Origin of the sequence: Ornithinibacillus caprae, from assembly GCF_009728145.1 — a bacterium.
GTDB lineage: Bacteria > Bacillota > Bacilli > Bacillales > Amphibacillaceae > Ornithinibacillus > Ornithinibacillus caprae.
Genome location: NZ_WOCA01000001.1, coordinates 374,265 through 395,687, shown reverse-complemented (window position 1 = coordinate 395,687; position 21,423 = coordinate 374,265). Strand labels below are relative to the sequence as shown.

The 21,423-nt window shown below is 34.9% G+C and carries 27 protein-coding genes; 1 reads left to right on the top strand and 26 read right to left on the bottom strand.

Annotation, left to right across the window (positions count from 1 at the left end):
• Positions 1-218 precede the first annotated feature (218 nt).
• The 24 genes from recN to GMD78_RS01930 all read right to left on the bottom strand — a co-directional run bounded on the left by recN (position 219) and on the right by GMD78_RS01930 (position 19,279).
• Positions 219-1,952: a DNA repair protein RecN gene (recN, locus tag GMD78_RS02045; protein WP_155666637.1), complete on the bottom strand. Its 1,734-nt coding sequence runs from the start codon at positions 1,950-1,952 to the stop codon at positions 219-221.
• Between the two features lie 28 nt (positions 1,953-1,980).
• Positions 1,981-2,430 carry a transcriptional regulator AhrC/ArgR gene (gene ahrC / locus GMD78_RS02040; protein ID WP_155666635.1) on the bottom strand — a complete coding sequence of 150 codons (450 nt, stop codon included), beginning with the start codon at positions 2,428-2,430 and terminating at the stop codon, positions 1,981-1,983.
• A gap of 74 nt (positions 2,431-2,504) precedes the next feature.
• Positions 2,505-3,332, bottom strand: a complete 828-nt coding sequence (locus tag GMD78_RS02035) for a TlyA family RNA methyltransferase (RefSeq protein WP_155666633.1) — start codon at positions 3,330-3,332, stop codon at positions 2,505-2,507.
• Positions 3,333-3,364: 32 nt separating this feature from the next.
• Positions 3,365-3,964 carry a CNNM metal transporter family protein gene (locus GMD78_RS02030; RefSeq protein WP_155666630.1) on the bottom strand — a complete coding sequence of 200 codons (600 nt, stop codon included), beginning with the start codon at positions 3,962-3,964 and terminating at the stop codon, positions 3,365-3,367.
• A 698-nt stretch (positions 3,965-4,662) separates the two neighbouring features.
• Positions 4,663-5,547 carry a polyprenyl synthetase family protein gene (locus tag GMD78_RS02025; RefSeq protein ID WP_343042062.1) on the bottom strand — a complete coding sequence of 295 codons (885 nt, stop codon included), beginning with the start codon at positions 5,545-5,547 and terminating at the stop codon, positions 4,663-4,665.
• A gap of 2 nt (positions 5,548-5,549) precedes the next feature.
• The gene (locus GMD78_RS02020) at positions 5,550-5,789 is read right to left on the bottom strand and encodes an exodeoxyribonuclease VII small subunit (RefSeq protein ID WP_155666628.1); all 240 of its coding nucleotides are present in this window, start codon (positions 5,787-5,789) and stop codon (positions 5,550-5,552) included.
• Entirely contained in the window at positions 5,782-7,134 is a 1,353-nt protein-coding gene (gene xseA, locus GMD78_RS02015) for an exodeoxyribonuclease VII large subunit (RefSeq protein ID WP_155666626.1), read from the bottom strand. Before xseA ends, GMD78_RS02020 begins: the two co-directional genes overlap by 8 nt.
• Positions 7,135-7,983, bottom strand: a complete 849-nt coding sequence (gene folD / locus GMD78_RS02010) for a bifunctional methylenetetrahydrofolate dehydrogenase/methenyltetrahydrofolate cyclohydrolase FolD (RefSeq protein ID WP_155666624.1) — start codon at positions 7,981-7,983, stop codon at positions 7,135-7,137.
• Between the two features lie 29 nt (positions 7,984-8,012).
• On the bottom strand, positions 8,013-8,396 hold the full coding sequence (gene nusB, locus GMD78_RS02005) for a transcription antitermination factor NusB (protein ID WP_155666622.1): 384 nt from the start codon (positions 8,394-8,396) through the stop codon (positions 8,013-8,015).
• Between the two features lie 128 nt (positions 8,397-8,524).
• Positions 8,525-8,920: an Asp23/Gls24 family envelope stress response protein gene (locus GMD78_RS02000; protein WP_155666620.1), complete on the bottom strand. Its 396-nt coding sequence runs from the start codon at positions 8,918-8,920 to the stop codon at positions 8,525-8,527.
• 47 nt (positions 8,921-8,967) lie between these two features.
• Positions 8,968-10,329, bottom strand: coding sequence for an acetyl-CoA carboxylase biotin carboxylase subunit (accC, locus tag GMD78_RS01995; RefSeq protein ID WP_155666618.1), 1,362 nt, complete (start codon positions 10,327-10,329; stop codon positions 8,968-8,970).
• A 13-nt stretch (positions 10,330-10,342) separates the two neighbouring features.
• Positions 10,343-10,846 (bottom strand): acetyl-CoA carboxylase biotin carboxyl carrier protein, encoded by a 504-nt coding sequence (gene accB, locus GMD78_RS01990; protein ID WP_155666616.1) that lies wholly within the window; start codon positions 10,844-10,846, stop codon positions 10,343-10,345.
• Positions 10,847-11,268: 422 nt separating this feature from the next.
• A complete protein-coding gene (locus tag GMD78_RS01985; protein WP_155666614.1) occupies positions 11,269-11,835 on the bottom strand; it encodes a SpoIIIAH-like family protein in 567 nt (188 codons plus the stop codon).
• A 12-nt stretch (positions 11,836-11,847) separates the two neighbouring features.
• On the bottom strand, positions 11,848-12,471 hold the full coding sequence (gene spoIIIAG, locus GMD78_RS01980) for a stage III sporulation protein AG (protein ID WP_155666612.1): 624 nt from the start codon (positions 12,469-12,471) through the stop codon (positions 11,848-11,850).
• Positions 12,468-13,088 carry a stage III sporulation protein AF gene (spoIIIAF, locus tag GMD78_RS01975; protein WP_155666610.1) on the bottom strand — a complete coding sequence of 207 codons (621 nt, stop codon included), beginning with the start codon at positions 13,086-13,088 and terminating at the stop codon, positions 12,468-12,470. Before spoIIIAF ends, spoIIIAG begins: the two co-directional genes overlap by 4 nt.
• Positions 13,089-13,099: 11 nt before the next feature.
• Complete coding sequence (gene spoIIIAE, locus GMD78_RS01970; RefSeq protein WP_155666608.1) at positions 13,100-14,275, bottom strand: stage III sporulation protein AE; 1,176 nt, start codon at positions 14,273-14,275, stop codon at positions 13,100-13,102.
• Positions 14,276-14,319: 44 nt separating this feature from the next.
• Entirely contained in the window at positions 14,320-14,712 is a 393-nt protein-coding gene (gene spoIIIAD / locus GMD78_RS01965) for a stage III sporulation protein AD (protein WP_155666606.1), read from the bottom strand.
• 6 nt (positions 14,713-14,718) lie between these two features.
• Entirely contained in the window at positions 14,719-14,925 is a 207-nt protein-coding gene (gene spoIIIAC / locus GMD78_RS01960) for a stage III sporulation protein AC (protein WP_155666604.1), read from the bottom strand.
• A gap of 18 nt (positions 14,926-14,943) precedes the next feature.
• Positions 14,944-15,456, bottom strand: coding sequence for a stage III sporulation protein SpoIIIAB (spoIIIAB, locus tag GMD78_RS01955; protein ID WP_155666602.1), 513 nt, complete (start codon positions 15,454-15,456; stop codon positions 14,944-14,946).
• The gene (gene spoIIIAA, locus GMD78_RS01950) at positions 15,453-16,379 is read right to left on the bottom strand and encodes a stage III sporulation protein AA (RefSeq protein WP_155666600.1); all 927 of its coding nucleotides are present in this window, start codon (positions 16,377-16,379) and stop codon (positions 15,453-15,455) included. Before spoIIIAA ends, spoIIIAB begins: the two co-directional genes overlap by 4 nt.
• Before the next feature lie 136 nt (positions 16,380-16,515).
• Entirely contained in the window at positions 16,516-17,076 is a 561-nt protein-coding gene (efp, locus tag GMD78_RS01945; protein ID WP_155666598.1) for an elongation factor P, read from the bottom strand.
• 38 nt (positions 17,077-17,114) lie between these two features.
• A complete protein-coding gene (locus tag GMD78_RS01940) occupies positions 17,115-18,176 on the bottom strand; it encodes a M24 family metallopeptidase (protein ID WP_155666596.1) in 1,062 nt (353 codons plus the stop codon).
• A gap of 59 nt (positions 18,177-18,235) precedes the next feature.
• Positions 18,236-18,667, bottom strand: a complete 432-nt coding sequence (aroQ, locus tag GMD78_RS01935; protein WP_155666594.1) for a type II 3-dehydroquinate dehydratase — start codon at positions 18,665-18,667, stop codon at positions 18,236-18,238.
• 90 nt (positions 18,668-18,757) lie between these two features.
• Positions 18,758-19,279: a YqhR family membrane protein gene (locus GMD78_RS01930; protein ID WP_155666592.1), complete on the bottom strand. Its 522-nt coding sequence runs from the start codon at positions 19,277-19,279 to the stop codon at positions 18,758-18,760.
• A gap of 290 nt (positions 19,280-19,569) precedes the next feature.
• On the opposite strand from GMD78_RS01930, the gene GMD78_RS01925 reads away from it, so the two are divergent.
• Complete coding sequence (locus GMD78_RS01925) at positions 19,570-19,941, top strand: SA1362 family protein (protein WP_246187537.1); 372 nt, start codon at positions 19,570-19,572, stop codon at positions 19,939-19,941.
• An 11-nt stretch (positions 19,942-19,952) separates the two neighbouring features.
• On the opposite strand, the gene GMD78_RS01920 is transcribed toward GMD78_RS01925, so the two are convergent.
• Together GMD78_RS01920 and mntR are read right to left on the bottom strand one after the other, a co-directional pair.
• Positions 19,953-20,843 carry a patatin-like phospholipase family protein gene (locus GMD78_RS01920; RefSeq protein ID WP_155666588.1) on the bottom strand — a complete coding sequence of 297 codons (891 nt, stop codon included), beginning with the start codon at positions 20,841-20,843 and terminating at the stop codon, positions 19,953-19,955.
• A gap of 73 nt (positions 20,844-20,916) precedes the next feature.
• Positions 20,917-21,333, bottom strand: a complete 417-nt coding sequence (mntR, locus tag GMD78_RS01915) for a transcriptional regulator MntR (RefSeq protein ID WP_155666586.1) — start codon at positions 21,331-21,333, stop codon at positions 20,917-20,919.
• Between the last annotated feature and the right edge of the window lie 90 nt (positions 21,334-21,423).

Genomic DNA, 21,423 nt, shown 5'->3' with positions numbered 1-21,423 from the left:
ATTCACTCTCCTCGTTCCTAACCCATACCATTTTTATTTCTGTACTTCTAATTTTACCTTTTGGGCATTTTTTAAACTGGTGAGAGATTAGAAAAGATGGTAACATTTCCTGATTAATATTAAATCTTATCTATGAATAATGAATCGCATCATCAAAAACAGCTACATATATACTTCTCTTCTAAAAAAGCCAGATAAATCTGGCTCTTAAAGAATACTTATACATGTTGATTTTTAAAAGCAGAGGCTAAATCAAGTAATTCTTTTGCATGTTCTTTAGCTGTATCTGTTAGCTTTGTACCAGTTATCATCCTACTTAGCTCACTTATTTGCTCGTTTACAGTTAGTTCTGTTACCGTTGTAGAAGTTCGCTTATGATCATCATCTTTTACAATCAACTTATGTGTGTCTGCCATTGCTGCAACTTGAGGCAAATGTGTAATACAAAGGACTTGAGATTGCTTTGAAATTTGAAAGATCTTTTCTGCAATAGCCTGAGCAACTCGACCACTTACTCCTGTATCTACTTCGTCAAAAATAACACTTGTAACACCGTGGTGCTTTGCAAAAATCTTTTTAAGAACAAGCATAATACGAGAAAGTTCTCCACCAGAGGCTACTTTATTTAATTCTTTTAACGGTTCTCCTGTATTCGTTGAAATCATAAACTTTACGTGGTCAAATCCATTCTTATGTAATTGAACAGACGGATCCATTTCATCTTTTCGCAAATGTTGACTCTCTAGATCGGGATCAAAGGATATGGAAAATGAAGCCTTTTCTAAGTACAAGTCTTTTAACTCTACATGGACATCCTCTACTAATGACTTGGCTGCTTTCTTCCGTAAGTCGTGTAATTGGATTGCTTCTAAATAGGCATCGTATTCCAATTCTTTAATTTGTTCAGCTAAAATAGAAAGGTGAGAATCCTTATTTTTTAATTGCTCGATCTCTTCTTCTATCCTACCCATATAGGATAGTATTTCATTCACTGAACTTCCATATTTTTTTTTCAATCGATTAATTTCATTTAATCTAGACTCTATTTCATTTAGTCGGTTTGGATCGAATTCTAATGTCTCAAAAAAATTACGTAAATCCATGCTTATTTCTTCAATTAAATAATAATAATTAGATAATTCTTCAGCTTTTTTATCGATAGATTCATCATAGGAACAAACATCTTGTAACGACTGTTGCGCTAAATTTAACCAATCTATTCCCCTTTGTTCACCATATAATGCATAATATGCATCATGAACACCTTTGTAAATTCGTTCAAAGTTAGCTAATTGATCTCGTTCTTTTTCTAATTTAAGATCTTCATCCGGTGATAAATTTGCCTGTTCAATTTCATTATATTGAAATTCTAATAAATCCAATCTATGTGCCATTTCCTGCTCATTTTCATTTAAGTCTTTATACCGTTTTTTTAACGCCTGTAATTTATCAAATAAATATGTATACTCCTCTTTAACCTTCTCAATATGAACAGGATCATAAAGGTCCAGTAAATCAACATGAGCATCAGGGATCATAAGAGATTGGGTTTCATGCTGACTATGGATATCAATTAAAGTTTTTCCAAATTCCTTTAAAATAGCTAAGGTAACTAATCTCCCATTTACTCGGCAAATGCTTTTACCACTAGAAGTTATGATCCGCTGTAAGACCACTTGACCATCTTGGACTTCAATTCCAAATTGCTTTCCTACAGCATAAATCGGATGGTCGTGGGGATCGATAGAAAATAATCCTTCCATCTCAGCTTTTTCCTGTCCATGCCTTACATATTCTACGGATGCACGTCCGCCAGCTAATAATTGTACAGCATCTATAATAATTGATTTTCCAGCACCTGTTTCACCTGTTAAAACGGTAAGACCTTCATTGAACGTAATTGTTATTTGATCGATAATTGCAAAATTACGTATCGAAAGTTCTGTTAACATGTAATTTCACACCCCATCATATTAAGGATCATAGCATATGTAAAAAACGATCTTTAATATTTATTGTGTCTTCTTCTGTTCGGCAAATAATTAAGCACGTATCATCGCCACAGATTGTCCCCATTATTTCATTCCAATCAAGATTATCAATTAGAACACCAATAGCATGAGCATTACCTGGTAGAGTTTTAAGAACAATAAAATGACTAGTGTGCTCAATTTTAACAAAAGCGTCCATTATTAAACGCTTTAATTTATCTAATGGATTAAAACGTTGGTCTGCTGGCAAACTATATTTGTAATTACCACTAGGTGTAGGGACTTTCACTAAATGTAGTTCTTTAATATCACGTGAGACCGTCGCTTGTGTCACGTTATATCCGAGGTTCTTTAAACGATCAACAAGGTCATCCTGCGTTTCAATTTCATTTTCTGTAATTAATTCCCGTATTTTAATATGTCGTTGTATTTTACTCATAATAAACACCTCCATAGCCTTTATACTGTGTAATCTCCCAATAAAAGAAGGACTACAAAAGTTGCAGTCCATACTCATTTTTTCTCAGGTGATTTTAATGTACGATGAGCTTCTTCGACTACTAGGTCTATTTCGACATCGGACATCGAAATTCCTTCTTTTTCTTTTCTCCAACCAAAATAAGCTAAAAATTCAACATTACCTTCGCCACCTGTAATCGGTGAAAATGTCAATCCATACAATTCAAAACCTTCCTGAAAAGCAAAGCTAATAATGGTTTCTAGTACTTCTCGATGTACTTTTTTATCCCTTACAATTCCTTTTTTACCTACTTGGTCTCTTCCAGCCTCAAATTGTGGTTTAATTAATGCTATGACATCACTATCAACTACAAGTAATTGTTTTAGCACTGGTAAGATTAATTTTAAAGAGATAAACGAGACATCAATCGTTGCAAAATTTGGAAGTCCCTTTGTTAGCATATCCTTGGTTACATAACGAAAGTTTGTACGTTCCATCACAATTACACGCGGATCATTTCGTAATTTCCAATCCAATTGATTATAACCAACATCGATAGCATAGCATTGTTTCGCACCATTCTGTAATGCGCAGTCAGTAAAACCACCTGTCGATGATCCAACATCTACCATTATCTTATTCTCCACTTCAATAGGGAAGTGTTGTAAAGCCTTTTCAAGCTTAAGTCCACCTCTACCTACATAAGGAATTAAATTCCCTTTTACAGTGAGTGGAATATCTTCATCTATCTTCATTCCAGGCTTATCTAACCTAGTCTGTTCTGAATAAACAAGTCCAGCCATAACAACTCTTTTAGCTTTTTCTCTTGTTTCAATTAATTCTCTTTCTACTAATAAAACATCCAACCGTTTTTTACCCATAGTATTAATATCCTTTGTAAGATTAGAATTAACTATCTTTTTTTATTATCACCATTATTGGCAAATGAAAGTATTTTTATTTTTAAATTCTCTTCAATAAACGCAATTACTTTAGCTACGAAGAAGATAATAGTTGTTGAAGAATGAATTGCCAAAAATTTACCGACAGCTTTTCCACCTACGGTTAATGCTGCAACTAAGCTAGTCAATACAACACTTAACGTAATATGAATAGAAGATCCATCACCTTGTCCCATCAAGTTTGCTATTTGTAATACTACAATTGCAGAAGCTGTTCCACTAACAATTCCCGATATATCACCTATTACATCATTACAAAAACTGGCAAATTTGTCGGCATTACGAATAATATAGACAGCTTCTTTGGCACCTGGAACTTTTTCAGCAGCCATTGCATGAAATGGCACCTCATCTGCGGCGGTTGCAGCAATTCCAAGCATATCAAAAAATACACCTATAAAAACAATAAGTAAAACTATAAACAACCCTATTAACCACATTACTTGATTTAATAAGGAGGATGATACAACTGAAAAAATAGCCGCTAACACAAAAGTGATAACGGCAATCGTTAAACTAAATTTTATCGAACCTTTTATTTGTGATTTCATTCTTAACTCCATTAAGTTTATATTATTACTAATTATACATAGTATTATGTAAGAAGGAATGGTCAATTAAATGGTAAAAACTGTGGCTTAGGTCCAGTAGGTTTTCCCAAGTGAGTACCCCGTGTTGCCACGAGGGCGGTTCCCCTTTAAACCCACCTTAGCTTCGTCGCCGAATACTAGACTGGATTACCACTTAGTCCACACTATAATCCCATTTAATTGTCCATTGAACAGTCTAGGAGATTTCCTCAGCAGTCTTTAACCATTCCCTAGCCTCTTTTGCAGTACCGATTTCATAGAAATGTAATAGAAAATCTAGTGGCCACCTAGAAAGACTATTATTGCCTCTAATCCCCTCGAATACCACTCAAGGCAGGCTACGCTGCACGTTAGGTGTCCCTAACCACTTCATGCAGGTTCATACCCCATTCCATAATAGTTCCTAGGCTTAGCAACCACTACAGAGATGGGCCTCCGCGGTAATCGGGTCAACGCCCACATGCCTTTGTGGATCGCCCAAAAACCTTAACTCCCAGCATCGACCCAAGGCTGGGCGCCTCAAGCCAACACAAGGAACTTCATCGATGTGCCCTTTGGCGGATTTTTAGGCCCGCCTTCAGGAACGGAGGACTGACTAGAATACTGCACCATTCCTTTTGACTTTATTATAACACATTTTAGATAAAAAAGCATGTAGACTAGTGATCTCGTTGGCTAAAATAATCAGTTAATGCACTTAAAACTGATATATCTGCATCAGCCTTAGCTAATGCTTCTTTTGCACGATTAACATATTCATCTTTTCTACTTATTGCTCCATCTAAGCCTAAAAGCTTAGGGTACGTGCTTTTTAGGTTGTTTTCATCACTTCCTACCGCTTTCCCTATTTTATTCTCATCACCAATTACATCTAAGATATCATCTTGAACTTGGAAGATAAGACCAAGATAATAAGAAAATTCCTCTAAAGCAGTTAATTGTTTTTTGGTTGCATTACCTAAGAAAGCACCTGTCGTGATAGCAAACTTTAATAATTCTCCTGTTTTTAAATCATGTATAGTTTCCAATTCCTCTAAAGTAACCGCACGATCTTCAGCATCCATATCTAATATTTGGCCTGCTACCATCCCTTTAGGACCACTACTTTTGGAAAGCTTCTTAATGACTTCTACTTTTTCCGAATCACTTAGCAAGGGGTCATTGGAAATAATTTCAAAGCTATAAGTGAGTAACGCATCTCCAGCTAAAATTGCCGTAGCCTCATCAAAAGCTTTATGATTAGTTAACTTCCCTCTGCGATAGGTGTCGTCATCCATTGCGGGAAGATCGTCGTGAATTAAAGAGTAGGTATGTATCATTTCCAATGCTATTGCAGAAGATAAGGCTTTAGATACGTCATCTCCATAAGCTTCATAACTAGCCATCAATAAGATTGGTCTTAGTCTTTTGCCACCAGCCTCCATGGAATAGATCATGGATTCCTTTAGCTTTTGTGGAACTTCCAACTTATCGAAGTACGTCTTAATCTCCTCTTCTACCCTACTTTGTTTGGATGAAATATAATCGTTTAGTTTTACTTCCACAGTTAATTATCCCCCTGTAATTCAAATGGTTCTAGTTCTCCCTGTTCATTCATTATTTGGACCATTTTTTCTTGCACATTACTTAATTTATCGCTACATAATTTAGATAACTTCATACCCTCTTGATAGTAAGAAATTGCTTTTTCAAGAGGCACATCACCTTCTTCTAATTTTTCCACAATTGCTTCTAACTGTTCCATTGCTTCTTCAAAGGTTATCTCTTTCTCATTTTTTTCAGTCATTTCTACTCCCCTCCTCTATCTGTAAAACTTGACACTCTAACTTCCCGTCTTTCATCTCAATCGAAATTTTATCGTCAATAGAGACCTGGGTAGTTGTTTTGATAATATTTCCATCTGTATTATAAGGGATAGCAAATCCACGTTTCATAATTTCTAAAGGATTAAGTAAGCTTAATTTTTCCATCGATTGTTTGAGATTGATTGAATTCTTCTCAACGATTTGTGACATTCGACTTATGCTTTGCTTACGTAATTGAAGAAGATCCTTTTTAGCTTGTTCAAGTTGCTTCTTAGGGTGTTGATTGTGTAATCTAATACTCAGCTGTTTATATGCATCATGTAGTTGGCTTACATGATTTCTGCTGTACTTAAATAAGTTTTCTTGAAGTTTATCCAGCTGCTGCTCTCTTTGTTGAATCATTTGTTTAGGATAACGGAAAGCATAGGATTGCACCAGACGTTGTAGCATTTTATTATGATGATCTAGCTTTACGTTTAAAGCTCTAGTAAGTTGACGTTTTTGAGTTGTAACTTTATCTCTTAACTCAACGATAGAAGGAACTGCAAGCTCTGCTGCTCCTGTTGGGGTTGGCGCTCTTAAATCCGCAACATAATCACTTATCGTAGTATCCGTTTCATGACCAACCGCTGAAATAATTGGGATTTTAGAACGAAAAATTGCATCTGCAACCACCTCTTCGTTAAAACTCCATAATTCTTCAATCGATCCTCCACCACGTCCGATAATTAATACATCAAACACCACCTTTTCATTTGCCACCTCTATTGCATTCCGGATCGATTCAGCGGCACTAGATCCTTGAACTAAAACGGGAATTACCGTCGCCTGTACTACTGGATAACGTCTCTTTATCGTTGTAATGATATCTCGTACAGCAGCACCTGTTGGTGACGTAATAATCCCAATTGATTTCGGAAATAATGGAATTGCCTTTTTATGCACTTCTTCAAAATAACCTTGTTTACGTAACTTCTCCTTTAATTGTTCAAAAGCTAAATACAAGGAACCAATTCCATCCGGCTCCATTTGTTGTATGTAAAGCTGGTATTGACCATTCGATTCAAAAACACTGATTTCTCCTCGCAAAAGGACCTTCATCCCATTTTCTGGAGTGAATTTCAAGCGTCGATTATTTCCCGCAAACATGACAGCTTGGATTCGAGTTTGATCATCTTTAATCGTCAAATACATATGTCCTCTACTATGATGTTTAAAATTTGATATTTCACCTTTTAGCCAAACATCTCTTAAATGAGGATCCGTATCTATTTTTCGTTTTATATATTTTGTAAGAGCTGTAACCGTTAAATATTTTTCGCTCAATTACGTCAGTCCTTTTGCCGCTTTTATCGTATTATGTAATAACATTGCGATGGTCATCGGCCCTACTCCACGTGGCACAGGTGTAATATGTGAGGCTTTTTCTACAACACTATCAAAATCTACGTCACCTGTAAGTGATCCATCCTGCAATCTATTAATCCCGACATCAATTACAACAGAACCCTCTTTTACATGCTCTTCATTGATAACATTTGGCCGACCAACAGCAACAATCAATATATCAGCTTTTGTAGTAAATTCTTTTAAATTTTTTGTTTTGGAATGACAGTATGTTACCGTCGCATTTTCATTTAATAGTAGTTGTCCTATTGGTTTCCCAACGATATTACTACGGCCTATGATAACTGCATGCTTTCCTTCTATTGAAATATCTTTAGAGTGAAGCATCGTCATGATCCCAAAAGGGGTACAAGGAAGAAAGGTGTCTTGTCCAGTCATCATTCGACCAATATTCACTGGGTGGAAACCGTCTACATCCTTAGACGGAGAAATGGTCTCAATTACTTTCTGTTCTTGAATATGCTTAGGTAACGGAAGTTGAACTAAAATACCATGAACAGAATTGTTATCATTCAGCTCATTAATCAGCTGTAATAGCTCTTCTTCAGATACTGTACCAGGTAATTCAATCACTTTAGATTGGATACCTACTTCGGCTGAGGCTTTTTCTTTACCTTTTACATAAGATCTGGATGCTGGATTATCTCCAACTAGGACAACTGTTAAATGTGGAGTAACTCCATCTTTTTTTAACGCAATAACTTCATCTTTCATTTGATTTCTAAGTTCTTGTGCTAAATCTCTCCCATTGATTAACTCAGCAGACATTTCCATCTCCCCTTGTAATTTTTTATATGTTATTTATTGATAATTTTTGATAGAACGCCATTGACAAATTTCCCCGATTTTTCATCACCGTATCTATGAGCTAATTCGATCGCTTCATTGATTGAAACATTTGTGGGAACATCCTCTAGGAAGTTAATTTCATATGTTGCAATTCTTACGATCGTTCTTTCTACGGAGGCAAGTCTTTGGATAGTCCAATTTTCTAAATGATTGGATATCGTTTGATCTATATCATTTTTATGAGAAAAAACTCCCCTAACAAGCGACTGCAAAAACTCATCTTGTTCTTCCGCATCTAACAGTTCGTTAATTAATTCAGTTGGGTTCGTATCATTAATATCTAGTTGAAATAAAATTTGAAAAGCTTTTTCTCTTGCTGCGTGACGTTTCATCTACCATAACTCCTTTTATCTTATCTACCACAAATAATAACACGAAAATAATTGCAAAGCCACAAACAACCAATTTTATACACAATAAAATCAAGGTCAAAAGACAGTATGTCTTTTGACCTTGATTATTATTCGTTCGTATCTTCTGATTCTTCTTTTTCCATTTGAATTCCGACTACGTGAATATTAATTTCTGCAATCTCTAGTGCAGTCATCGTTTTTAATGTTTGTCTGATGTTTTCCTGTAGCTTTTGTGCTACCTCTGGGATTGAAACCCCAAAATCTAATACTACAAACAAGTCAATAACTATTCCGTTATCACCTAACTCAACCTTAACACCTTTACTATGTGTTTTCTTTCCAAATCGTTCTACAACACCCGTTGCAAAATTACCTCGCATCGAATATAAACCATCTACTTCTGATGCAGCAATACCAGTTATTACTTCAATTACTTCTGGAGCAATTTCTACTTTGCCTAATCCAGTATTTTCACTAACATTTACTAATGGTTGATCAGCCATTCTCTCACTCCTTATCTATTTTCACAAACATACAAACTCTTAGCATCTTATTCTTTTGCTGATTCGACAATTGGATGCTCTTCTAAAAAGTTTGTATTAAAATCCCCTTCAACAAATACATCATGATCCATAATGAGTTGATGAAAAGGAATTGTTGTGTGAACCCCTTCTACCACGAACTCACCTAGAGCTCTCTTCATACGATCAATCGCTTCTTCACGAGTAGGAGCATACGTAATTAATTTGGCAATCATGGAGTCATAAAAAGGTGGTATTTTATAACTAGGATATGCAGCAGAATCTACTCTTACCCCAAAACCACCTGGTGGTAAGTACATCTCTATTTTTCCTGGAGATGGCATGAAGTTTTTAAAAGGGTCCTCAGCATTTATTCTACACTCTATTGCCCAACCTTCAAATGTTACGTCTTCCTGATTAAAAGAAAGCGGTTCATTATTAGCAATTTTAATCTGTTCTTTTATTAAATCAATGCCTGTAACCATTTCAGTAACTGGATGTTCAACCTGGATTCTTGTATTCATTTCCATAAAGTAAAACTCTTTTGATTTTCGATCGAAAATAAATTCAATTGTACCTGCACCTCTATAATCTACAGCTTGGGCTGCTTTAACAGCTGCTTCTCCCATTTTTGCACGAATTTCTTCGGTTAATGCAGGTGAAGGGGTTTCTTCAACTAATTTTTGCAACCTTCGTTGAATCGTACAATCTCTTTCTCCTAAGTGGACAACATTTCCGTGGTTATCAGCGAGAATTTGAATCTCCACATGTCGGAAATCTTCAATGAATTTTTCAATGTATACACCTGGATTTCCAAAAGCTGTTTCGGCTTCTTGTTGGGTTACACGGATTCCTTTGATCAGTTCTTCCTCTGATCGAGCAACACGAATCCCCTTACCACCACCACCAGCAGTAGCTTTAATAATTACTGGATATCCAATATCATTAGCAATTTTAATTGCTTCTTCTTCATTTTTAATGATTCCTTCCGAACCTGGAACGATAGGGACATTCGCTTCCTTCATCGTTTCCCGAGCCACATCTTTTATCCCCATTTTTTGGATGGAATGTGGTGATGGACCAACAAAGGTGACATTACATGCTTTGCATATCTCTGCAAAATCAGCATTTTCCGCTAAAAATCCATAACCAGGATGAATTGCATCTACTTGGGTTAGTGTAGCTACACTCATAATGTTAGTAAAATTAAGGTAGCTATCTTTACTTAACGTTGGACCAATGCAATATGCTTCATCAGCTAACTGAACATGCAATGATTCTTTATCTGCTTCTGAATAGACGGCTACAGTCTCAATGTTCATTTCTTTACAAGCTCGTATTATTCGAACTGCAATTTCTCCTCTATTTGCTATTAACAGTTTTTTAATCATTACGCTCGTCCCCTTATTTGGTCTTTACTCTAAATAATGGTTGTCCGTATTCCACTAATTCACCATTCTCAACTAAAACTTCTACAATTTCACCTGAAACTTCTGCTTCAATTTCATTAAATAATTTCATTGCTTCAACAATACATACAACCGAATCTTTCGTTACATTACTTCCTACATTAACAAATGGATCACTTTCAGGGTTTTGTGCACGGTAAAGCGTTCCAACCATTGGTGAAGTGATTTCATAATCGTAGTCAACAGATTTCTGAGTAGGCTCTTCGTTTGATTCTGGTTTCACCTCAGGTGTAGTTGGAGCAGGAGCCTCCTGCGTCTGTACAGGCTGTTGTACTTGCTTCACTTCCTCTACTGGGTTTACTGGTGTTACTTGAACGGTATTTGTTTCCGTTGATTTTTTCATACTAACTGTAGTTCCATTTGTTTCATAAGTAAATTCATTAATAGTAGATTGATCTATTAATTTAATAAGTTCACGGATTTCTTGTACTTTTAACATATAGTTAGCACCCCTTTACTTTATACATTTATTATTAGGTCTTAATAACTCCTCTTAACATTTTACGATAAGTATGAGGTAAACATCAACAGTTAAGATAAAACTCTAAAGATTTCAATCGCTTACATTCTTATTATACCAATCTTGAATAGGCAGTGCGAATAGTTTTATAGTAGTTTCATTACGATTCATTCATAAGGACTCTTTTTGCAATGTTAAACTTCGTAGTTGATATAGAATGCGCAGTAACTTTCGCTTAAATTTAATTTCTTTCGTTCCTTACGAATCTAGTACTATAACACCGCTCCGGCAGAATACTTCGCTTTCCGCGGGCACATAAATAAAAGGCTGTCCCAGTTTTGAGATAGAGATCAAGATAAATGATCTTACTCCTTTGGGGCAGCCCTATTATTTCTTATTCATTAGCTTTCAGTAGTTGGTTGAAAATTTACATCTACAGGAATTTCACCAAACTCATCATATACCATACGCATGATCTGAACAGTTTCTTCTTTTGATAATTCATCTGCTTTTACATGAACGTGAACTACATCCCCATCATTTCTAACTAAAACATCCTGATATTCAGCATTTGCTAAAATAGATTCTTCAATAATTGTTTCCTTCGTAGTAATTTGATCAATGACATCCATGTCTTTTAAGGCTTGATTTTTTTCTTCTGTAGAAGCATTACTAGATGCTACAATTTCTTCTAATCGGCTTTTTTTCTCACTTCGCTCATCTTGCAAATCCATTCTAATAGTAGTAAATAATTCATCTCGACCAAGATTAGTCATGTCCCCTACTTCAGTATCATCCGTAGTTTCAGCAGTATCTGTGGAAGCTTCTTCCGTTCCATTCTCTGTAGCATCTTGTCCAGTGTCAATATAAGCTAGATCCTCATTATCAGGTGAAGTCATGTAATATACACTCAATACAATCATTAAGCTTAGCATTGTCAATAGCCATACTGTTTGTTTTTTTAACATCTTTCATCCTCCTTAATTTTTAGGCATTACGGAAACTCTATGTGTTGGAACATCCAATACTCTTGAAACAGCTTCGACGACCCATTGTTTTACAGTTGCATGGTCAACCCCTTTTGCTACAACCAATACGCCTCTTACCTCTGGTCGTTTCGTTTGTACAAGTAGTGGTGCTTCCTGATCTCCTTGCCTAATTGTAACCACTTGGGCTTCTTCGGTATTCTCCTCAATTTGTCTTGTTCCACCATTTTGGTCATTTTCATCAGTATGTTGCTGTCCAATAATTAGATTTTTCTCATAGACTTTAACATTTGTAGAATCAAGATTTACCATTACTTCTACTTCGGATACTCCACTAATCGCTTCTAGCATCATTTCTAGATCTTGTTTATAACTTCTTTCTAATTCATCTACATCAGCTGTAGCGGTATTTACTTCTGGATCAGAATCATTATCCTTTGCTGTTTGCTCTAATTTCATTTGCATTTCCTGATTTGTTGAATCTTCCTGGGATGAGGTACTAAATATATTTCCAACAAGAAGTAGTAGTAAGCTAACTAGACCAATTAAAATTAAATATGAAGTTTTCTTCGATGAACTAATCCTTGATTGAAAGAACTCTTGTAGTTTATTAATCAAGATGACCCTCCCTCCCAAAAAACGCTTAATTTCTTGTCTTTTAGTTCCCAAATCTCTTCTAAAAATCCTGAAATTTCCATTAGGTCTTCGTTATTCTCATCTACTACTGGATCTTTTGTATTAATTACTACATCATCAACTGCATATATTGCACCCTCCCCTTCTTCAGATTCTTGAATATAAACAATGACCTCTTCCAGATTTTCGAATGAGTAACTCGATTCAGCAGCAAACTTAAAATCAATATCTGAAATTTCTACCTGATGCTTTTCTATTAGTGGAGTATTCGCTAAATCTTTGAATTGGACAGCCATCTGTTCTAAAATATATGCATTCTGTGATGATTCTATTTCACTTTTTTGAATATCAATTAAATTTTCCATATTTTCTTCCCCATAATCATCTTCAAATATCTCCTGTAAAGACGTATTAAAAGCGTGTTGGAGGTCTATATTAAACAAGCTAAAAAATGGTTTTAAAAAAATTAATATTAGTAACAAACCAACCACAAACTTTATATATTTTTTCATAGATGATGCTGGTACTAAGAGGTCAATGATAGCTGCTAATATTATAAAAATGATAATTTGCGTAACCCATTCAATAAGTAAACTCATTTTTAATCATCCTATCGCAGTAGCAACGTAATATTACTTGCAATTACTATAATGGCAATAGCTAGAAAGAACATAAATGATACAGCCAACAAACAAGCTAACATATATATAATATATTTACTGATCGTATCCAGACATGTTATTAACGGTCCATCACCAATCGGTTGCATTGCTGCTGCTGCTATTTTATAGATTAATGCAATAGCAAATATCTTCAGGGCAGGAAATAGTGCGATAAAAATAATAATAGCTACCCCAACTATACCAACCGCATTTTTTAACAATAAGGAAGCACTTAAGACTGTATCAGCTGCATCGGTTATTGTTCTTCCAACTACTGGAATAAAGTTACCAGTAATAAACTTGGTGGTCTTCATAGCTACACCGTCTTGTATAGCGCTAGCAGCTCCTTGAACCGACATTACTCCTAAAAATATCGTTAGAAATGCTCCAAGTACTCCTAAGCTTACGGATTTAAATAGATCAGCTAATTGAGTAACTTTGTAATTTTCATTTAAACTACTTACGATAAGTAGTAACGCAGATAAAAATAGTAAAGGCAAAATAAAATTAGAAACGAGCACCCCGCTTAAATTAATTAGGAATATAATAATAGGGTGAAAAAAAGAAACGGATATAAAATTTCCAAACGTTGCCATCAACCCTAATACTAATGGGATCAACGCAATCATAAATCCACTCATCATGTCGATCGTTTCCTTCGTGTAGGACACGACAACATAAAAGCTATTTAACGCGATAAATATTAGTACGATATAGACTACAAAATAGGCAATCTTACTTACGGTACTTTGTTCAAATGCCGTATGCATGGTTTGCAGGAATACTGAAAAAAGTATAAGCAGTAACAACGTTCCGAGTAATTTACCATTTATCAATACTTCATGAAAAAGAAATTCCAATGCTCCTAATAATGTATTTTTAATAGAAAATGAATCTTTACTTTTAATAAATTCATATACATTTGTTTTTTGTAATTCCGGTAAGTAACCACCATAATCATTGACAAGGTCGTTCCAATACCGTTGCATGCCATCTAGAGAAATTTCTTCCATGATCATTTCCTCTAATGACTCTTCATCAAGTTCCTCTTCTGCTGAAACAACTGCTTGTACCAAAAAGAATAGCGGGATAACAAGAAGAATTATTCGACTATATCGTTTCATTCACTCCAATTACTCCCTTCCTTGAACACAAGCTTTATCAGCTGTTACGTAGATGGTATGAAATTTAATATTGCTTCAATTACTGCAGTTATAATCGGAATAGCTAATAAAAGAATAAAAACCTTACCAGCCAACTCAATCTTAGCTGCTACTGCTCCAAGCCCAGCATCCTTTGTAATGTTGGCACCTAGCTCAGTTATATAAGCAATACCTATAATTTTCAGAATGGTATTGATGTACATACCATTTATTGTCGCTCTTTGTCCGAGTGTTTCAATTAATTGAATAATTGCACCCAGTTGTTTGATGACAACCAGGAATATAACAATTCCTGTAACTAATATAATGAGAAAAGCAAAGGGGCCTTTTAAGTCTTTTAATACGATATAAAGGATGCTAGCGATAATTCCAAGCGTAACAATTTGTATAATATCCATATAGCACTACCCTTGGAATAAAAATACGGATCTGATCTGCTGAAATAAGTCAGAGAGTCCATTTATTACAATTACTAGCACAATAATAAAACCTACTAATGTTGCAAATTGCGCAATTTCCTCTTTACCCATTTGTTTTAAAATGGTGTGAATCAGTGCAACAATTATGCCTATTCCTGCTATTTGAAATAAAATGGATGCATCCATCTGCATAAAAATGCCCCTTCCCTTTTAGATAAGCAATAATACAATAAATAAACCACACAGAAATCCTAAACTCTTAGCCATTTTCCCATATCTATTTTGATCATCTATTGCATCCTCTAGCTCTCGTTCCAAATGACTAATTGTTAATTGAATATGTTTTTGCTGTTGCGAAAAGTCATGTTGGCCAAGTGTTCTTCCAAATTGATTTAATATTTCCTTTTCATTTGAAGATAAGGATGATGTTTCCATTAGATTTTTGACAGCATTTTCCCATGTTGCAAACAAATCAATTTCTCTTTTTTCCAAAGAAGCTGCTAAGTAGGAAAAAAAAGACTTACTTGGCTCGGGAATTTGTTTTGCTATCGTTGCAAATGCATCCTGTAACGGGAGCTGACTATATAAAATTTCAGCTTCTAATATTTGAAGCGCATTTTTAATTTGCCTTATCTGTTTTGGACGTTTGGTTAGATTTTGACTCCATTCAAAGCCAAACCACGTTGTAATTCCAATAAATAGAAGAGCACCAATCCATTTCATCTGGTTAGCACCCCAGTTTTCAGTAAAATATTTTCTTCTTTCTCGTTATATACTTTATGAACCATCCCAGGATTCCTATTGTTATCTAGTAGGATAATTCGCTTAAATACTCTGTGCTGTAGTAGAGGTTGTATAGACGGTCGCTTTTTAAGTTCATCTAATGATTGTCCATGAATTGTGCAAATAACAACTACACCTGCATTAATGGCTTCAAGTAATGCTTCTACATCTTTTTCACTACCAATTTCATCTACGACTAGAATTTCTGGGGACATGGAACGGACCATCATCATCATCCCTTCTGCTTTTGGACATGCGTCCATCACATCTGTACGAATACCTACATCATGCTGCGGGATTCCCTTAATGGAGGCAGCTATTTCTGACCTCTCATCAATTACTCCAACTTTTCTTGGAGAAACGTTTTTCCACCCTGATGCTATTATTCTTGTAATGTCACGAATTAAGGTAGTTTTACCTGATTGAGGTGCCCCAACAAACAACGTGCTTAAATATTTTCTCTCATATAGGTATGGAATAATAGACTTGGCTACCCCTATTTTTTGTTTTGCAATACGAATATTTAGAAACGAAATATGCTGAATTGCTTTAACGGATCCACCTAATGTATTTACCTTCCCAGATAATCCTACCCGGTGACCACCTTCTATAGTGATATATCCCTCTCGAAGCTCGTCCTCTAAGCGATATAACGAAAACTCACTTAATTGATTCACCATGTACATGCCATCTTTTCTACTAGGCTTAAACGTATGAAGCCATTCAACACCATCATCAAAGATGAATTCAATTGGTTGATTTAGACGTAAGCGAATTTCTTGTAGCTTGTCCCACCTGTTTTCGAGCTTTGTTTGTATTCCATACTGTATTTCATTGGGAAATAAGCGTAAGATCTCCTGCATATAACAGTCCTCACTTTTTTGTTGTTCCTTTATAGTAAAATGTATGTTTAGGAGTTAAATTTATGACATAGAAAAAAGATAGAATATAAAAAGCAGCCCTAGTTAGGACTGCTTTTTGAATTATATATATAATTATTTAGTTAGCTCTTGATACGTATTTTCCATCTGTAGTGCTAACAACTAATACATCACCCTGGTTAATAAAGAATGGTACCTGGATCGTAAGACCAGTTTCAAGAGTGGCAGGCTTTGTACCTCCACTAGCTGTATCACCTTTAATTCCTGGTTCAGTTTCAACTACCTCTAGTTCAACATTATTAGGTAACTCTACGCCAAGAATTTCACCTTCATAGGTCATAATAGAAACTTCCATATTTTCTTTAATATATTTTAATTCATGTTCAATTTGATTAGATTGTAATTCAATTTGTTCGTACGAGCTCGTGTCCATAAATGCATGTGAATCCCCTGAAGCATAAAGATATTGCATTTTTTTGTGTTCAACATGAGCTTTACTTACTTTTTCACCACCACGAAACGTTTTCTCTGAAATATTTCCATTACGTAAATTACGCAGTTTGGAACGAACAAACGCTGCACCTTTTCCTGGCTTTACGTGTTGAAAGTCCATTACCTGCCAAACATCATTATCCACTTCAATTGTTAATCCTGTTTTAAAATCGTTAACTGAAATCATTCATTTTCCTCCTTCTAACAAAAACCGTCACACTAATACTATAATTGAATTAATTCTTTTGGTGAAGTAGTTAATCGTTCATTACCGTTTTCTGTAATTACAATATCATCTTCAATTCTACAACCGCCAACATTTGGTACATAGATACCTGGTTCTACCGTAACTACCATACCTTGCTCTAGTTTTCCTTCGTTACGGTATGATAATCCTGGACCTTCATGCACTTCCATTCCTAATCCATGTCCAGTGGAATGTCCAAAGTATTCTCCATATCCTTTTTCCGTAATATAATCTCTAGTTAAAGCATCCGCTTCTTTACCAGACATTCCCGGTTTAATACCGTCCACTCCACGCAATTGTGCTTCAAGCACTGTATTATAAATGTTTCTTAATTCATCACTAATTTCTCCGACAGCAAATGTACGGGTGATATCTGAACAATATCCTTGATATAATGCCCCATAATCTAATGTAACTAGCTCACCAGATTGAATTTCCTTTGTGGATGCAACACCATGAGGCATAGCTGAGCGAAAACCAGAAGCAACGATAATATCGAAGCTTGAAGATGTAGCACCTTGTTTTCTCATGAAAAATTCAAGTTCATTCGATACATCAATCTCTTTAACTCCCGGCTTGATAAACCCTTGGATATGTTCAAATGCCTGATCCGCAATTTGAGCAGCTTTTTTCATGATGGATAACTCATCTTCGGTTTTGATTAACCTAATATTTTCAACTATCTCACTCGTTGGAACTAATTCTGCATCAATTACTTTCTTATAATTTTCATAAGTCGCATATGTCATATGGCTTTTTTCGAATCCTAAGCGCTTAACATTTAACTGCTTTAACTGATCCGCAATTTCTAACTCGATCAATTGTTTATGTTCGATTACGGTAAAATCTTTTGCTTGTTCAGTAGCTTGACCAGTATATCGAAAATCAGTTATAAAACGAGCATCGTCTTTGCTTACAATGGCAACCCCTGCTGTCCCCGTAAAACCTGTTACATACCTTCTATTAATAGGACTTGCGATTAATAGAGCATCTAAATCATTCTCTTGTAAAGCAGTTCTCAATTTAGTTAGTTTCTCCATCTTTTCATCCCTTTCCCTGTTTCTATTCCAATTCTCTATTGCGAATACCAAGTACTCCATTACTGTTCAGGCAATAGTGCTAATGCCGCTAAACGGTAACTTTGTTTTCCAAATCCAACAATCTGTCCATAACAGACCGAAGCCAGAAGTGATTGATGGCGAAAAGATTCACGACTATGGATATTTGAAATATGTACTTCTACTACTGGTGTTGATATTGCTTTAATAACATCGTGTAACGCAATGCTAGTATGGGTATATGCTGCGGGATTAAAAATAACCCCTTCGTACGTTCCATCTACACCTTGAAGAATATCAACTAATTCACCTTCATGATTTGATTGTTTACTGTCTAACTGATACCCAAATTTTTCAACTAGCTCACGTATTTCTGTTTCAATATCCGATAGTGTAAAATCCCCATACACTTCATTTTCACGTTTTCCTAATATGTTTATATTAGGTCCATTTAATAATAAGAGCCGCTTCAAGTACCATTCATCCCTTTATGATTTATAGTTGGACGTAATTAGTTTATCATAAACAGATTCATTTGGATAACCTTTTCGCCTGAAAATGTGTTACTTAGAGGCCTCTTTATCTGTATTTGTATGTTTCTTCATTACTGTATCACGATAGTCATAAGAAATAGAATACCCTATGAATGTTCCGTACAATATATATAAACAAATACATGAGACGATTGTATTTACATTTAAATCAACTAATCTTGGTATGTTGGGAAAAATCGGTTGAAATACATAAAATACGATTGCCCAAAGCACTAAACCATAAACTGCTCCAACCCAAATGGAATTGATCTTTCTAAATAACATATAATAAACTAATGCTACACCTATAGATATTAATCCCAATAATAAGATTGATACAACATCACCTAACCAGGTATCTGTCCATTCTGCTCTTAACCATGAGCGCAATAAAAATGATCTTGGTGATACCTCAGTAAAGCTAAAGTAATAATTAATCACACCAAATAGTCCCCATAGAAGGCCACCTACAAATCCTGTAATCAATGTTCGCCCAAGTAGTGTAGTTGATTGTTCTGGTTTATTTTGTTCCAGTCTTCTGTTATCACTCATTATATCAACCTCCATACTATAGTATGACCAATAGATATAAAACAACTCATGGATTTTTATCGAACTGTTTGAAAAATACTCTTTTCATAGACTAGTTATCAAGCAATATTTTTAGTAAAATGATAAATACAAGGGAATTTCGATCACTTTGAATAATATGGATAAAATAGGTAAGACTATACGTGATAGAGATCAACCAAAAAAATTACGTGTTAACCTCTTTAAATGGTCTAATACGTTTAGTTTTTCTTATACATAACATGTTTACCTTAGAAAGGAGACCCGTAAAAATGAATAAATTGTCTACGTTTATTTATATAATTATTGGTCTAGCAGCAATCGGCCTAATTTCGCAACTCTTTACAAATACTGTTGATTTTCTATTAAATATATTGATTATGGTAGGTTTTGGTGCTGCGATTTTTGCTGTAGTTTATTTTCTTTTTCTTAAAAAACGTGCTCCATCTACAGATATGAAAAAATATAAGCAGGCAGTTAGACAATCAAAAACAAAATATAAACAAAACACATCTATGAATATGAAGCCATCACAACATAGATCACAACAGGTTCCAATAAAGAAAAAAATTAAAAAACGCCCGAATCATTTACGGGTTATTGATGGAAATAAATCAAAACGAAAAAAGCGAGCTTCTAATTGAAGTTCGCTTTTTTAGGTTGACCAGTTCTTTAAAAATCCACTAGTTCTTTTCCTACCTTCATCGATTAGTTTCTTTTTCATTTCACTACTTATATTGAAATCAGTTGTTTCAATTTTCTTTACTGGAATAAATACAATATTTGCTTCCTCTGATTTAGATACATACCTAGCGTCATGTGCTTGCTTCATGGTTGAAAAAAGCGCATGTAGCATATCAAGTGCATTATGTATTTGTCTAGGTTGGATCATTTCTGTTGAATCACTTAGCTTAACTCCTAAAATTGGTCTTTTTCTTTTATTACGCTCTTGGTCAAATACCCATAATGGAAAGTTACTTAATAAACCGCCGTCAACAATAATACTCTTCTGTTTTGTTTTTCCAATAATCTTTTTAGGCATAAAAAAATAAGGAAATCCAGCGCTCATCCGTACTGCTTTAGAAACAAGAAACTGACTCGGATCAATTCCATATACCCGTTCTAAATCATCTGGTATGACTACTAGCTTTCCTAATGTTAAATCGCTGACAACAACTTTTAAATAACCAGGTTGAATGTCATTAAATGTGTATACATTCTTTTTAGCTAATTCATGATACAACCAGCTTTCAAATTTGTCTCCTCTATATATTCCGTTTTGAAAATATAATAACAACCATTTGCTACCTGGAATAAATTTGGTGAACGCTGGGGGATCGAAAAAAGTTTTTAAATCTAACTGGTCTAATGTATTTTTTATCTCCTTAACATTGTATCCGGCTGCTAGAAAAGAAGCTAATATAGCTCCCGCTGATGTCCCTGCAACTCTTTCTAACTTCAAGTTTCTTGCTTCCATACTTTCTAATGCGCCAATGAAAGCAAATGCTTTCACACCACCACCAGAGAAAACAGCATCTATTTTCATTTATTTTCCCCTTATATGCTTTTTTATAAATGTAAGCATTCACTGGGAAAAATAGAACCAATTATTGGTTATTCTAGTCAGAATCCTTCTGTATTTGTTTTAACTTTTGAATCCTAGATTCATCCGCTTTAAAATAATTTACCAAGTCGCCAATTCTGTCAATGGAATTCCAGCTTAAATGATGCTCAATTCCTTCTACATCGTTGTAGATATTCTCTTTTTCTACACCTATTATTTCAAGGAAATCTTCTAATAATTCATGACGAAACACTAATCGCTTTCCAATTTTATTCCCTTTATCCGTAAGTATAAATCCTCTGTATTTTTCATAATTCAAGTAATCATCTTTATCCAATTTCTGAACCATTTTCGTAACAGATGAGGGATGTACCATTAATGCCTCTGCAATATCCGAAACTCGAGCATACCCCTTTGTTTCAATTAAGTTATATATTTGTTCTATGTAATCTTCCATACTCGGTGTTGGCATGTAATCTCCTCTTTCGCAAAAAAAATTTATCTAGGGCAAAACTGTTTCTCTTTGAGGATACCGTAATTAAATATAATAAACAAGCTAAAT

Excerpts from the sequence above, each read along its gene's own strand:
- recN (WP_155666637.1), bottom strand. The coding sequence starts at position 1,952 with ATGTTAACAGAACTTTCGATACGTAATTTTGCAATTATCGATCAAATA.
- ahrC (WP_155666635.1), bottom strand. The coding sequence starts at position 2,430 with ATGAGTAAAATACAACGACATATTAAAATACGGGAATTAATTACAGAA.
- GMD78_RS02035 (WP_155666633.1), bottom strand. The coding sequence starts at position 3,332 with ATGGGTAAAAAACGGTTGGATGTTTTATTAGTAGAAAGAGAATTAATT.
- GMD78_RS02030 (WP_155666630.1), bottom strand. The coding sequence starts at position 3,964 with ATGAAATCACAAATAAAAGGTTCGATAAAATTTAGTTTAACGATTGCC.
- GMD78_RS02020 (WP_155666628.1), bottom strand. The coding sequence starts at position 5,789 with ATGACTGAAAAAAATGAGAAAGAGATAACCTTTGAAGAAGCAATGGAA.
- folD (WP_155666624.1), bottom strand. The coding sequence starts at position 7,983 with ATGTCTGCTGAGTTAATCAATGGGAGAGATTTAGCACAAGAACTTAGA.
- nusB (WP_155666622.1), bottom strand. The coding sequence starts at position 8,396 with ATGAAACGTCACGCAGCAAGAGAAAAAGCTTTTCAAATTTTATTTCAA.
- GMD78_RS02000 (WP_155666620.1), bottom strand. The coding sequence starts at position 8,920 with ATGGCTGATCAACCATTAGTAAATGTTAGTGAAAATACTGGATTAGGC.
- accC (WP_155666618.1), bottom strand. The coding sequence starts at position 10,329 with ATGATTAAAAAACTGTTAATAGCAAATAGAGGAGAAATTGCAGTTCGA.
- accB (WP_155666616.1), bottom strand. The coding sequence starts at position 10,846 with ATGTTAAAAGTACAAGAAATCCGTGAACTTATTAAATTAATAGATCAA.
- GMD78_RS01985 (WP_155666614.1), bottom strand. The coding sequence starts at position 11,835 with ATGTTAAAAAAACAAACAGTATGGCTATTGACAATGCTAAGCTTAATG.
- spoIIIAF (WP_155666610.1), bottom strand. The coding sequence starts at position 13,088 with ATGAGTTTACTTATTGAATGGGTTACGCAAATTATCATTTTTATAATA.
- spoIIIAE (WP_155666608.1), bottom strand. The coding sequence starts at position 14,275 with ATGAAACGATATAGTCGAATAATTCTTCTTGTTATCCCGCTATTCTTT.
- spoIIIAD (WP_155666606.1), bottom strand. The coding sequence starts at position 14,712 with ATGGATATTATACAAATTGTTACGCTTGGAATTATCGCTAGCATCCTT.
- spoIIIAC (WP_155666604.1), bottom strand. The coding sequence starts at position 14,925 with ATGCAGATGGATGCATCCATTTTATTTCAAATAGCAGGAATAGGCATA.
- spoIIIAB (WP_155666602.1), bottom strand. The coding sequence starts at position 15,456 with ATGAAATGGATTGGTGCTCTTCTATTTATTGGAATTACAACGTGGTTT.
- spoIIIAA (WP_155666600.1), bottom strand. The coding sequence starts at position 16,379 with ATGCAGGAGATCTTACGCTTATTTCCCAATGAAATACAGTATGGAATA.
- efp (WP_155666598.1), bottom strand. The coding sequence starts at position 17,076 with ATGATTTCAGTTAACGATTTTAAAACAGGATTAACAATTGAAGTGGAT.
- GMD78_RS01940 (WP_155666596.1), bottom strand. The coding sequence starts at position 18,176 with ATGGAGAAACTAACTAAATTGAGAACTGCTTTACAAGAGAATGATTTA.
- GMD78_RS01930 (WP_155666592.1), bottom strand. The coding sequence starts at position 19,279 with ATGAGTGATAACAGAAGACTGGAACAAAATAAACCAGAACAATCAACT.
- GMD78_RS01925 (WP_246187537.1), top strand. The coding sequence starts at position 19,570 with ATGAATAAATTGTCTACGTTTATTTATATAATTATTGGTCTAGCAGCA.
- GMD78_RS01920 (WP_155666588.1), bottom strand. The coding sequence starts at position 20,843 with ATGAAAATAGATGCTGTTTTCTCTGGTGGTGGTGTGAAAGCATTTGCT.
- mntR (WP_155666586.1), bottom strand. The coding sequence starts at position 21,333 with ATGCCAACACCGAGTATGGAAGATTACATAGAACAAATATATAACTTA.